The 12,865-nt window shown below is 43.2% G+C and carries 14 protein-coding genes; 1 reads left to right on the forward strand and 13 read right to left on the reverse strand.

What is annotated here, in order from left to right; translation table 11 throughout:
• Positions 1-51 precede the first annotated feature (51 nt).
• From ASU35_RS05065 to mtaB, 5 genes are read right to left on the reverse strand one after another with little or no spacing between them, the layout of a single operon-like run.
• Entirely contained in the window at positions 52-519 is a 468-nt protein-coding gene (locus ASU35_RS05065; protein WP_058351968.1) for a Fur family transcriptional regulator, read from the reverse strand.
• A 51-nt stretch (positions 520-570) separates the two neighbouring features.
• Positions 571-837 carry a DUF1292 domain-containing protein gene (locus tag ASU35_RS05070; RefSeq protein WP_058351969.1) on the reverse strand — a complete coding sequence of 89 codons (267 nt, stop codon included), beginning with the start codon at positions 835-837 and terminating at the stop codon, positions 571-573.
• Positions 838-846: 9 nt separating this feature from the next.
• The gene (gene ruvX / locus ASU35_RS05075; RefSeq protein WP_058351970.1) at positions 847-1,275 is read right to left on the reverse strand and encodes a Holliday junction resolvase RuvX; all 429 of its coding nucleotides are present in this window, start codon (positions 1,273-1,275) and stop codon (positions 847-849) included.
• A gap of 10 nt (positions 1,276-1,285) precedes the next feature.
• Entirely contained in the window at positions 1,286-1,546 is a 261-nt protein-coding gene (locus ASU35_RS05080) for an IreB family regulatory phosphoprotein (RefSeq protein ID WP_058351971.1), read from the reverse strand.
• A 44-nt stretch (positions 1,547-1,590) separates the two neighbouring features.
• On the reverse strand, positions 1,591-2,946 hold the full coding sequence (gene mtaB / locus ASU35_RS05085) for a tRNA (N(6)-L-threonylcarbamoyladenosine(37)-C(2))-methylthiotransferase MtaB (RefSeq protein ID WP_058352009.1): 1,356 nt from the start codon (positions 2,944-2,946) through the stop codon (positions 1,591-1,593).
• A gap of 121 nt (positions 2,947-3,067) precedes the next feature.
• On the opposite strand from mtaB, the gene ASU35_RS05090 reads away from it, so the two are divergent.
• Positions 3,068-3,298, forward strand: a complete 231-nt coding sequence (locus ASU35_RS05090; protein ID WP_058351972.1) for an HPr family phosphocarrier protein — start codon at positions 3,068-3,070, stop codon at positions 3,296-3,298.
• A gap of 81 nt (positions 3,299-3,379) precedes the next feature.
• Here ASU35_RS05090 and thiI read toward each other — a convergent pair whose 3' ends face one another.
• From thiI to dnaK, 8 genes are all read right to left on the reverse strand, one after another.
• On the reverse strand, positions 3,380-4,561 hold the full coding sequence (thiI, locus tag ASU35_RS05095) for a tRNA uracil 4-sulfurtransferase ThiI (protein WP_058351973.1): 1,182 nt from the start codon (positions 4,559-4,561) through the stop codon (positions 3,380-3,382).
• 39 nt (positions 4,562-4,600) lie between these two features.
• Positions 4,601-5,764 (reverse strand): cysteine desulfurase family protein, encoded by a 1,164-nt coding sequence (locus tag ASU35_RS05100; RefSeq protein ID WP_058351974.1) that lies wholly within the window; start codon positions 5,762-5,764, stop codon positions 4,601-4,603.
• 59 nt (positions 5,765-5,823) lie between these two features.
• Positions 5,824-6,585: a 16S rRNA (uracil(1498)-N(3))-methyltransferase gene (locus ASU35_RS05105; RefSeq protein WP_058351975.1), complete on the reverse strand. Its 762-nt coding sequence runs from the start codon at positions 6,583-6,585 to the stop codon at positions 5,824-5,826.
• A 72-nt stretch (positions 6,586-6,657) separates the two neighbouring features.
• On the reverse strand, positions 6,658-7,968 hold the full coding sequence (locus ASU35_RS05110; RefSeq protein WP_058351976.1) for a leucine-rich repeat domain-containing protein: 1,311 nt from the start codon (positions 7,966-7,968) through the stop codon (positions 6,658-6,660).
• Positions 7,969-7,986: 18 nt separating this feature from the next.
• On the reverse strand, positions 7,987-8,937 hold the full coding sequence (gene prmA / locus ASU35_RS05115; protein ID WP_058351977.1) for a 50S ribosomal protein L11 methyltransferase: 951 nt from the start codon (positions 8,935-8,937) through the stop codon (positions 7,987-7,989).
• Positions 8,924-9,214 (reverse strand): hypothetical protein, encoded by a 291-nt coding sequence (locus tag ASU35_RS05120; protein ID WP_147525380.1) that lies wholly within the window; start codon positions 9,212-9,214, stop codon positions 8,924-8,926. Before ASU35_RS05120 ends, prmA begins: the two co-directional genes overlap by 14 nt.
• Before the next feature lie 424 nt (positions 9,215-9,638).
• Positions 9,639-10,871, reverse strand: coding sequence for a molecular chaperone DnaJ (dnaJ, locus tag ASU35_RS05125; protein WP_058351979.1), 1,233 nt, complete (start codon positions 10,869-10,871; stop codon positions 9,639-9,641).
• Positions 10,872-10,966: 95 nt separating this feature from the next.
• Complete coding sequence (gene dnaK / locus ASU35_RS05130; protein ID WP_058351980.1) at positions 10,967-12,829, reverse strand: molecular chaperone DnaK; 1,863 nt, start codon at positions 12,827-12,829, stop codon at positions 10,967-10,969.
• Between the last annotated feature and the right edge of the window lie 36 nt (positions 12,830-12,865).

Genomic DNA, 12,865 nt, shown 5'->3' on the forward strand with positions numbered 1-12,865 from the left:
CCATTGTTTTTATGTAATGAGTGCAGCCATTGACAGTTCTGAAAATATACGTTATTCTTCTTTTTTCTCCTCTGCCAGCTTTTTCTGGCAGTCCTTACAATAGCCAAACAGCTTTACCTCATGATCCACCACACTAAAGCCCATGGATTCTTCTATTTTTTTCTCCAGGGACTCCAGCATATCATCCTCAAAGGCAAATACCGTCTGGCAATTCAGGCACACTAAGTGATGATGGTGGTGAGTATTTTCCTCCATCGTTCCAATCTCGTAACGCACATAACCGTCATCCAGGCGGAAACGGTCAATTACATTTAATTCTGACAAAAGCTGTACCGTACGGTACACGGTCGCCAGCCCGATATCCGGATGCTCCTCCTTCACGCAGTCATATATCTCCTCTGCTGTCAGGTGGTTTCCCGGTCTGTCCTGTAATACCTCTAATATAGCAATTCTTTGTGTTGTTACTTTTAATCCGTTCTTCTTTAAAAGCTCTTTAAAGTATTCTTGATTCTCAGGCATCTAATCACCCTCGCAAGTATATTTTCAAAATGTACAATGGGTACACTTATACTATTCCATTTCAATATCTATATCTTCTAGCAGTTCCTCAAATACCTTGGATAAGGCATTCAGTTCATTTTCATCCTCTACCGCATCATATACGGTCTCCTCCGGGGTACTTCCCGGCAATTCCTTTAAAATCAAGGCATTCGCCTCATCATCCTCAGAATCTGCCACCAGCAGATAATTGGCTCCATTTAAGCGAGTCTCCTCTAATACATAAAAAGCAGCCTCTTCTCCGTCCTCTGTTGTAAAAACAATTTTTTCCTGTTCCATAACAGCTTCCTAACCTTCCTTTCTAAGGCAATCCAGATATCCCTGAAGAATCAGCACCGCTGCCACCATATCTACAGCTTCATACCGCTTCTTCCGGCTCAAATCCGCTTCCAGCATAGCATTATTTGCCGCCACTGTCGTCAGTCTTTCATCCCACATAACCACAGGCAGTCCCAGCCGTCTGTGAAGCATCTTTGCAAACTCCTTTGACTTTTCCGCCCGTATACCTTCCGTATTATTCATATTTTTCGGATAGCCTACCACAATCGTATCTACTTCATACTCTGCCGCCAGCTCTTCAATCCGTCGTAGGGTCGGCCGCAGCTTATTTTCCTCTTTTCTTCGGATTATCTCTATTCCCTGAGCTGTCAGCCTCAGGGCGTCACTAATCGCCACACCGACAGTCACAGAACCATAATCCAGTCCCATTATTCGCAAATCATAGCTCCTATCGTAAATTGTTCTTGATATAATCCTCTAGCAGTTCCTCCAGAATCTCGTCACGCTCTACCTTCATAATCAGGCTTCTGGCTCCGTTATGACTGGTAATATAGGTCGGATCACCACTCATAACATAACCTACAATCTGATTAATCGGATTGTAACCCTTTTCTGTCAGTGCTTTATATACAGAAGCAATAATATCCTTTGCCTCAACTTCCTGTTCCTTCTGCACTTTAAAATACTGGGTATTATTAATTTCCTGCATTTTTTCACTCCTTCACCTTATTATCTATATTAATACAAACTGTCTCAAATAGCAAGCAGCACTTCCTCACCATTTATCTCCAAAAGTCCTTCGGCCCGGCAGCTTAACAGCTGTCCGCTCCCCATTTTTTCTGTCTTCGGTACCAAAAGCTTTATATAGCGTTCATTATGTCCGGTAAAGTATGCTCTTCCTTCCCATATAAGCTCTTCCTCTAAAAGGATCTTCTGCTCCTCAGATAAAAAGCTTTCCCGGTAAGCCTTTGTCATTTCCTTTCCAAGCAGAATCAGCCGCTGGCTCCTCTCATGCTTTACCACTTCCACCACCTGGTCTTCCATTTGGTCAGCTTTTGTTCCTTTTCTTCGGGAATATGGGAAAATATGCACGTCAGAAAAACCAACCGTCTTTAAAAATTCTTCTGTCTCTAAAAACAGCTCCTCTGTCTCTCCTGGGAAACCACAGATAACATCTGTAGTAATCGCCGGACGGTCATAGTACTTTCTTAAAAGCCTTACGCCCTCCAGATATTCTTCTTTTGTATATTTCCGGTTCATCTGCTTTAAAATCGTATCACTGCCACTTTGCAAAGACAGGTGAAAATGTGGACATACCTTATCTATGCCGGATAGCTCTCTTACAAAATCCTCCGTGATAATTCGCGGCTCTAAGGAGCCCAGCCTCATCCGTTCCAGTCCCTTAAGCTCTGCTACAGCTTCAATCAGAGAAAGTAATGGTTCTCCCTTTAGCTTAATAAAATTCTGCTCTCCCAACAGGTCTACACCATAAGAGGATAGATGAATTCCTGTCAGTACTATCTCCCGATAACCTTTTTCTACCAGATGCTTTGCCTCCTTAAGCACCTCTTCCTTTGCCCGGCTTCGTATCTGCCCTCTGACATAAGGAATGATACAGTAAGAACAAAACTGGTTACAGCCATCCTGTACCTTTAAATAAGCTCTGGTTTTTTCGCCGGCATCCTCAATATTCATTTCCTCATAGCATTTCATTTCTGCCCGTTCCGAAATCAGCACTGGTTTTCCCTGATGCCCAAGATATTCCTCAATTACTTCAACAATATGGGACTTCTGATTGTTTCCTATCAGCAAGTCCACTGCCATATCTTTTTTTGCTTCCTCCGGTGAAGCCTGTACATAGCAGCCAACTGCTGCTATCACCGCCTCAGGGTTCTTTTTTCTGGCACGGTGCAGCATCTGCCGTGATTTCCTATCTGCCATATTCGTGACTGTACAGGTATTAATAATATAGATAGAAGCCTTCTCTGAAAAGCTTTTTATCTCATATCCTGCCTCTGAAAACAGCTTTTTCATTGCCTCTGTCTCATAAGAGTTCACTTTACAGCCAAGAGTCAGAAAGGCAACACTTCTTTCTTGTTCTATTTGCATATTCATTTTCTTTCCTTTTTATTTACTTTGTATATTGACTTTTAATTTTTGAAACGGTACTATAATAACTGTAAGAATAAGAGGCAAACCAAAAGGTTTCATAATAAGGAGGAGCTACTATATGAAGACTGTAAAAATTTCTCTCAACTCAATCGATAAGGTAAAGGCATTCGTAAACGATGTGACTAAGTTTGATACCGATTTTGATTTAGTATCCGGCAGATATGTAATCGATGCTAAATCTATTATGGGTATCTTCAGCCTGGATTTATCCAAGCCGATTGATTTAAGTATCCACAGCGAAAACGCAGATAAAATTCTTGAGGTTCTCGCTCCATACATCGTTCAGTAATCCATAAAATTGATTTTAACAGCTGTCGGCAGTCCGACAGCTGTTTTTCTTTTTTTCATTTGATAGAAAAGTTCGTCTTATTTATTCTACAATAATTGTCTCAACGCTATTCATAGCAGCCTCAAACAGCTCGTCAATTTTTTCCTCCAGCCGTTTCTCTGATTTTCTGATTACATTGATGTTTGGCTTTGTTACCGGATGCTTTGCTACGAAAATCGTACAGCAGTCCTCATATGGCAGAATAGATGTCTCATAGGTATTGATTTTTTCAGCGATATCTACAATATCCTGCTTATCAAAGCCAATAACCGGACGATATACCGGCATCGTGCAGACTTCATTGGTCGCAGCAAGGCTCTGCATCGTCTGGCTGGCTACCTGGCCAATGCTCTCTCCGGTAATCAGTCCCAGACAGCGGTTCTCCTCCGCCAATTTCTCTGCAATCCGCATCATATAACGACGCATAATAATCGTCAGCTCTTCATGAGGACACTGCTCATAGATATAAAGCTGAATATCTGTAAAATTAACAATATGAAGCTTAATCGGTCCTGCATACCGGGCTACCAGCTTTGCCAGATCCACAACCTTCTGCTTTGCCCGCTCACTGGTATATGGTGGTGCATGGAAGTATACAGCTTCAATCCGTACGCCACGTTTGGCAATCATGTAGCCTGCTACCGGGCTGTCAATACCACCAGACAGCAAGAGCATAGCCTTTCCGTTGGTTCCAACCGGCATACCGCCTGGTCCCGGAATCACCTGGGAATAGATATAGGACTTTCCACGAACCTCTACATGAATAAATATCTCTGGCTCATGGACATCAACCTTAAGCTGCGGGAAGCGTTCTAACAAATACGCTCCCATTTCCATACAAATCTCCGGTGAAGTCATAAAATAGTGCTTGTCCGCACGCTTCGCCTGTACCTTAAAGGTAAAGGCTCTGTCACCATAGACCTTTTCTACATAATCACCGGTAGCCCTTTTCAAGGTCTCCCAGTCATTAGAATCTACCAGTACGGTAGGACAGATAGCTGCTACACCAAAAACACGCTTCAGTGCCTCCACTGTCTCATCATAATCAAAGTCTGCCAATGCCTCTATATAGATTCTTCCCTGCTCCTTAACAACCTCAAATTCGCCTTCTACACCATTTAAGGCAAATTTAATCTGATCCCGCAGGGCATTTTCAAAAATATAGCGGTTTTTTCCCTTGATACCGATTTCGGCATATTTTACTAAAAATGCTCTAAACATAATTCTTTCCCTTTCTGTGTATTTTAATCCTCACAGTTTCTTTTAATGCCGTGTATATCGGCGAAGGATAGGCAACAGCTCTTCCAATGCCTCCAAGGCAAGGTCAAGCTCTTCCTTTGTCGTCAGCACCGATAAGCTAAAACGCAGAGTACTGTCCAAAAGCTCCTTTTTTACACCGATTCCCCTAAGCGTTCCGCTGATTGCCGGATGGCTAGAGGAACAGGCCGAGCCGGAGGACACATAGATAGCCTTGTCCGCCAGTGCATGTAACAGTACCTCGCTTCGTACTCCCTCAAAGCTTACGCTGATGATATGGGGTGCCGTCTGCTCTATGGAAAGCCCCTGGATGCCGTTTACCGTAGTCCCCGGAAGCTTTTCTATCTCCTCAATAAAATACTTTTTCAGCTCGTAAAGTCCCTTTATCTTTTCCTCATGGTTGTCATAAATTTCCTTTACCGCCTGGGAAAGTCCTGCAATTCCCGGTACATTTTCTGTACCGGAACGCATTCCCTTCTGCTGCTCGCCTCCGTAAATAATCGGCTTTATCTTTACCTTATCCCGGATATAGAGAAAACCAATTCCCTTTGGTCCATGAATCTTATGTCCGCTAACACTTAAAAGGTCGATATTCAGCCGCTTCGGATAAATCCGGTACTTTCCATAGGCCTGAATCGCGTCTACATGAAATACTATATCCGGCTTTTTTTCCTTAATTGCCTTTCCGATAGCTTCAATATCCATGACAGCACCAATTTCATTATTCACATACATAATAGATACCAGTATCGTATCCTCCCGTATAGTCTCCAAAAGCTCAGGAAGCCTTATATGTCCCTTTGCATCTACCGGAAGATAGGTCACCTCAAAGCCCATAGCCTCCAGAAAAATCAATGGATTATGAACCGATGCATGCTCGATTCCTGTCGTAATAATATGCTTTCCAGCTCTCTGATTCGCAAGTGCCCCACCAATCAGTGCCATATTATTGGACTCCGTACCGCCAGAAGTAAAAACAATCTCCTTAGGATCTGCCTTCAGACTCTTCGCAATCTGCTCTTTTGCCTCTTTTACATATTTTTCTGCTTCTACACCCTTGGTATGCAGGGAAGATGGATTCCCAAAATCCTCCTCTAATGTCTTAAGCATTACCTCCCGTACAGACGCAAAGGGCTGGGTCGTCGCCCCATTATCCAGATACGCAATCATCTGCGTTCTCCTTTCCTCGTCTTGCTTTTCCTATTTTTATCCTTTTTCTTACTTTATTTTCACTGCTCACTGGCTGCCTCAAGCTCCAGCATCAGTGCTGAAAGAACGCAAAGACCTGCTGTCTCTGTCCGCAGGATTCTCTTTCCCAGACTCACCGGCTGTACCCCGGCTGCCAGAGCTGCCTCAATTTCTTTTTCGTCAAAGCCACCCTCCGGCCCAATAAAAATACCAATCCTGCTGCCTGGCATAAGCTGACTGCAATCCCTTATCGTTTTCTGAAAGGCTTTCATTCCCTCTGCCCGCTCATAAGGAATCATACTTTTTTCCATCTGGCTGCCCAGCTTCAATGCCTCTTTATAGGTCATAACCGGCTTAATCCTTGGTATCCTTCCCCGGCCAGACTGCTTTGCTGCAGCTTCACTAATCGCCTGCCACCGCTCCAGCTTTTTCTTTTCCTTTTTTCCATCCTCGATTTTCGCAACACAAAAACGGGTCGCCACCGGAATCACTTCATCGACTCCCAGCTCCACCGCCTTTTGTATAATCAGCTCCATCTTGTCCTTCTTGGGAAGTCCCTGAAACAGCGTCATCCGCACTCCAAGCTCAGTCTGGGCTTCTTTACGCTCTGAAATAGCTGCTGTAATCCTTTCAGCTGAAACCCCGCTGATTACGCAGTCATAAAAGAGCCCTTCCCCGTCACAGACGGTAATTTTCTCGCCCTCTGCCATCCTAAGAGCATTTTTAATGTGATTTACATCCGTACCTGTAAGCCGTACCTGTGTATCACTGATGTTTTCCTTTTCTGTATAAAAGCAATGCATTTCTTTCCTCACGTTCTCTATCGCCAAAGCAATACTATATCATTTTTTCTAAAAAAAGTCAAACCGGCAGTATTACCTGCTTCTCATATCCGTTTGATAGTCCTTGGTTTCCCACCAATAGCAGCCCTTTCCTGTTGTCGCTTTCGTAGCCTTTGGCCTTTTTACCGCTTTTAGAGAAATACTGCGGCAATCATAAAAATCCAAATATTTCAGCTTTGTATTTTTGGAAAGGTCCATACTTTTTATATTATTGCAGCGATAAAAATACAAATATCTCAATTCCTTGCATTTTTCCAGCTTTACTTTTGATATATTACACATCAGAACATCTAATTCTTTTAGCTTTGTATAGGCATTTACATCCAAGGTACTGCCACTAAAGCCTCTGATAGATAAGCTTACTAATTTTTTCTTTTCCTTTGGCAGCCTTACTGTTTTTACCACCGATTTCCAGTTACCAATATTTAAATCCACTACACTAGCACAGGCAGAAACATCTATTTTAGACAGCTTTTGCTGTTTCATATCTGCTTCTACAAAAATCTTTTCTGCCTCCGGTGCAATCACCGTAATCTCCTTTGACAAAATCCCCCTAACCTGTACATTGCGTATTTTATTTTTTGATAAATCCAGCTTCGTTCCACTGTATTGTGCCAAATTGATGCTTTCCAGATTGGTGAGATATTCCACTCCCTTTAAGCTGGAAATTTTCGTATCCTTTGTCATCAACGTTCTTATGTCATTTATCTCTCCCTGGTCAAGCCAGCCGTCTTTATTCTGGTCATACAAATATTTCTTTTTCACCATGTCTCCGCTCGTCGGCTCTCCATTTTTCAGTTTTTCCATATCAGCATCTGAAAACGTATAGTACTCTCCATCCCCCTTTTTCAAGGTTGTATACATTCCCGGAAAATTTGTCTTACTAATTTTTACAAATACAAGCTCCTTTGTCTTACTCCACTCTCCGTATTCCACTTCACTGCTTTCTAAAGTAGCTACGCTACGCACACGAGTATACAATCTGCCTCCATCTGCTCCAAACTGTTTTTTCGCAACTTTTATCAGGCAATTGTTCCCTTCTGCAGTATACTTCTCGACCTCTTTAAAATCAGTTTTTGGAGATATTTCTACCTCATACCCTACCATCGCTCCCTCCGGATAATCAGAGCTATCCGGATTATCCAATATAGTAAAAGAGCCTGACGCAGTTGTATGCTTTTTCTCTACACCCCAATGAATTGTAGTTTCCTTTTCATCTCCAAAGACCTCAATAGAAAGATTTGGATATTTATTTTCTGCTGCTTCTGCCACATAAGCTCTAAATAGTATTGTACCCAGACAAATACCAAGCAGACCCCATCTCTTAATTTTCTCCAATGCCATTCCTTTTCTCTCCTTTATCTATTTTGCCACGAAGGAAACCCAGTCACCCATGGTATTAATTTCTACGATTTGAAAACCATTTTTTAAAAGAGCCGCTTCTACCTCTTCTTTTTTCATATCAATGATGCCTGAAGAAATAAATAGTCCATCTTTTTTCATATGCTGCCGGATTTCTCCGGAAAGCGGAATAATCACATCAGCTAAAATATTCGCCACTACAATATCATATTTTTCAAAGCCCACCTTTTCCTGAAGCTCCTTGTCTTCGATAATATTGCCGGAATATGCGGTAAACTGCTCCTTGGAAATATGATTAACCTCCATATTTTCATAGGTTGCCGTAAGTGCTGCCGGGTCAATATCTGTGCCGACTGCTGCCCTTGCTCCCAGCTTCAAGCCAATGATAGAAAGGATACCGCTTCCGCAGCCGACATCCAAAAGCTTCGTCTCTTTTGTAATATATTTGCGAAGTCCGGTAATACAAAGTCTTGTCGTCTCATGAGCTCCCGTACCAAAGGCAGTTCCCGGGTCTATTTCAATCACTAAATCATCCTCTTTTTTGTCCTCCAAGGTCTCCCAGGTCGGCTTAATCACAATATCTTCTGCTACCCTAAAAGGCTTAAAAAATGCTTTCCAGTTATTAATCCAATCCCCATCGTCTGTCTCTTCTGTAGTAATCGTGCCCTCACCTACATTTACAAAGAAAGAGATTTCCTCCAATCCCTCAGTTATCTCCCTTTTCAGCTCCTCAATATCCTTTTCCGGGGAAACATAGGAGGTTACGGTAGCCTCGCCCTCATCCTCCGGAAGCTCTGGAAGAATGTCAATATACATCGCTTCCTTGTCCTCCTGGGATAAGGGTACATTGTCCTCTATCTGGATGCCCTCCAGCCCCAGCTCATCAAACAGGCTGCTGATAAAATCAACTGCCTCCGTTGTTGTTTTTAAAGAAATCTTAATCCACTTCATTTTTTCCTCTTTCTGCACAATTCCCGTGCTTTAAAATTTCTGAACCTATTTTCATTATATTATTATACAAAAGAATGTCAATGGAAAGCCTGCAGCACACCATGGAAAAGTTTCTGTATGCTGTAGTAGCATTACCGATAATTATTGTTGCATTCTTTCTCGTTATCATGCTTCGATATGCCAAATCAAATCCTTTCTCAAATGAGGCGGCCTCTACCGAATCAAAAACAACTACCATACTTCCAGAAGAGATTCCGACACCTTTAGGCCCTGCCATAAAGTTCTCTATGACAGTCAATGGTACTTCCGGAGATTATCCAACCTCCTTTACCAGGCTATTAACCTATCTGCCTCTCGACAATTCCTTAATTCTTCTAGTCGGGACAGCAATGGATAACGAGAATGTTTGTAGATTTTTTGAATTTCAGGAGACAAAAAGAGTGTTGTTATTATAGCGAATAAGCTATACGAAGAAGGGCTGATAATTCTTAAAAATGCATAGCCTACAGAGGCAAAAAACACGGAGGTTTTTTGAGCGGACTTGAGACAGGAGGTCGAATGTCCGCGTACTCGTCACTTGTAGTAAATTATGTGCATTTTTCTAGAATTATCGCCCTTTGTAGTCTTAGCTTAAGAGCTATAATGCCAACACTCTTTTCGTCCCTTGAAAATTAAAATAAACCTACAAACCAAAATTCCCATCAATCAAACAAATCATTTAGCTTCTCTTTAAATCCCTTTTTCTTATGTCCACTGCCTGCCTTACCTTCAGTCTCACCAGAAGCTTTACTATCATTACCGCTATCTGCTCCATTAGAAGCTTTACTTCCAGAAGAAGCCGTATCACCATTCATAGCACGGTCAAAGGCCTCCAGACAAGCCTTCTGCTCGCTGTTGAGCTTTGTAGGCACCTGAACCACTAAGGTTACATAGTGGTCACCGCGGACGGACTTGTTACGCAAGGATGGAACACCCTTGCCACGCAGACGCACCTTGGTATCCGTCTGTGTACCAGGCTTGACAGTATAGATAACATCGCCATCTACCGTGCTGATACGGACATCACCGCCCAGGGCAGCCTGGACAAAGGTAATCGGTGCTGTAGAATAAATATCCATATCTGCACGCTGGAAAATAGGATGACGGCTTACCACTACCTCTACCAGTAAATCACCTCTTGGGCCTCCATTGACACCCGGTTCACCCTTTTCCCGGATGCGGACACTCTGTCCGTTATCAATACCGGCAGGAATCGATACCTTAATCTTCTTTTTACTGCTTACATATCCGCTGCCATAACAGCTGGAACATTTTTCTTTCACAATCTTACCCGTACCATGGCAATCCGGACAGCTCTGCACATTTCTTACCATGCCGAATAAGGACTGCTGGGTATATACCACCTGGCCCTTACCACCACATTTCGGACAAGTCTCCGGTGTTGTACCCGGCTTTGCACCAGTACCATGGCAGGTTGTACATTCATCCTTTAAGGTCAGTTCCAGCTCTTTTTCTGTACCGAAGCATGCCTCCTCAAAGGTAATTCTTACAGAAGTCCGGATATTAGCACCCTTCATTGGGCCATTATTGGCACGGCGGCTGCGTCCGCCACCACCAAAGAAGTCCCCAAAAAGGTCACCAAAAATATCACCCATATCCATACCTGAGAAGTCAAAACCGCCTGCTCCGCCGCCTGCTCCCTGGTCAAAGGCAGCATGACCAAACTGGTCATATTGTCTTCTCTTATCCGGGTCACTTAACACGGCATAGGCCTCGGAAGCTTCCTTAAATTTTACCTCAGCTTCCTTGTCCCCTGGGTTCATATCAGGATGGTACTTCTTTGCCAATACCCGGTATGCTTTTTTCAGTTCATCATCGGTGGCAGTTTTCGACACACCCAGAACCTCATAGTAGTCTCTCTTACTCTCAGCCATAATATCCTCCTAGTATAAACAGCTACCCCCGCTTCTGAAAGCGGGGGGTAACCCTTTCCTTTTCATTTCCTTCAATCATACGAGAACTGCAGGGATTATACCTCTCTGTAATCTCCGTCTACGACATCTCCATCATAGGTCTCATTCGTAGCCTGACCCATATCAGGACCTGCACCAGCCGCTCCCTGAGCACCCTGAGTCTGTTCATAAACCTTCTGGAAAAGAGCCTGTGCGGAGTTCATAAGCTTCTCCTTAGCAGCCTTGATATCCTCAACCTCTCCATCAGACATAACCTCTGGATTAGACTTCTCAATCAGCTCCTTTAAGTGTGCCAGGTCAGCCTCTACACCAGCTTTATCATTGGCATCCAGTTTGTCACCAACCTCCTGGAGAGCTTTCTCTGTCTGGAATACCATAGCATCTGCATCATTTCTGGTATCGATAGCTTCTTTTCTCTTCTTATCCTGTGCTTCAAATTCAGCAGCTTCCTTAACTGCCTTTTCAATATCTGCATCAGACATGTTAGAACCAGCAGTAATTGTAATATGCTGCTCCTTGCCTGTTCCTAAATCCTTAGCGGAAACATTTACGATACCATTCGCATCAATATCAAAGGTAACCTCAATCTGTGGAACACCTCTTCTTGCTGGAGGAATACCATCCAGACGGAACTGTCCAAGAGACTTGTTATCCTTTGCAAATTGTCTTTCACCCTGCACTACGTTGATATCAACAGCCGTCTGGTTATCAGCAGCAGTTGAGAAAATCTGACTCTTTCTGGTAGGAATGGTTGTATTACGCTCAATCAGTCTGGTTGCGATACCACCCATAGTCTCGATGGATAGGGACAGTGGAGTAACATCCAGAAGAAGAATATCGCCTGCACCGGCATCACCAGCCAGCTTACCTCCCTGAATAGAAGCACCCAAAGCTACACACTCATCTGGGTTTAAGTTCTTGGAAGGCTCTTTCCCTGTTAACTGACGAACCTTATCCTGTACTGCCGGGATACGGGTAGAACCACCTACTAACAGTACCTGACCCAGCTCAGAAGCTGTAATACCAGCATCTCTCAAGGCATTCTGTACAGGAGTAGCTGTTCTCTCTACCAGATCATGGGTCAATTCATCAAATTTAGCTCTGGTTAAGTTCATATCAAAATGCTTTGGTCCTTCTGCGGTTGCAGTAATGAATGGCAGATTGATATTTGTCGTAGTAGCAGAAGAGAGTTCTTTTTTAGCCTTCTCAGCAGCTTCTCTTAATCTCTGCATTGCCATCTTATCGGTAGACAGGTCAACGCCTTCAGCCTTCTTAAATTCCTCTACCATATATCTGGTAATCTTCTCGTCAAAATCATCACCACCCAGGCGGTTATCACCAGAGGTAGCTAATACTTCAATAACGCCGTCACCGATTTCAATAATAGAAACATCGAAGGTACCTCCACCTAAGTCGTATACCATGATTTTCTGCTCATGCTCATTATCAAGACCATATGCCAGGGCTGCTGCTGTAGGCTCGTTGATAATACGCTTTACATCAAGTCCTGCAATCTTGCCGGCATCCTTGGTAGCCTGTCTCTGAGCATCGTTAAAGTAAGCAGGTACTGTAATAACAGCCTCTGTTACCTTCTCACCAAGATATCCCTCTGCATCTGCTTTCAGCTTCTGAAGTACCATTGCAGAAATCTCCTGTGGAGTGTATTTCTTATCGTCGATAGTTACCCTAAAATCAGTACCCATATGTCTCTTAATAGAAGAGATGGTCTTGTCTGCATTGGTAACAGCCTGACGCTTTGCCGGTTCACCAACTAAACGCTCCCCTGTCTTTGTGAAAGCAACAACAGATGGTGTAGTTCTTGCACCCTCTGTATTAGCGATAACTACCGGCTGTCCACCTTCCATAACAGCTACACAAGAGTTTGTTGTTCCTAAGTCAATACCTATAATCTTTCCCATGATAAATTCCTCCTAATTTCAAATATAGCATATTTT

The sequence above is a fragment of the Acetivibrio ethanolgignens genome, assembly GCF_001461035.1.
In the GTDB taxonomy this organism is placed as follows: domain Bacteria; phylum Bacillota; class Clostridia; order Lachnospirales; family Lachnospiraceae; genus Velocimicrobium; species Velocimicrobium ethanolgignens.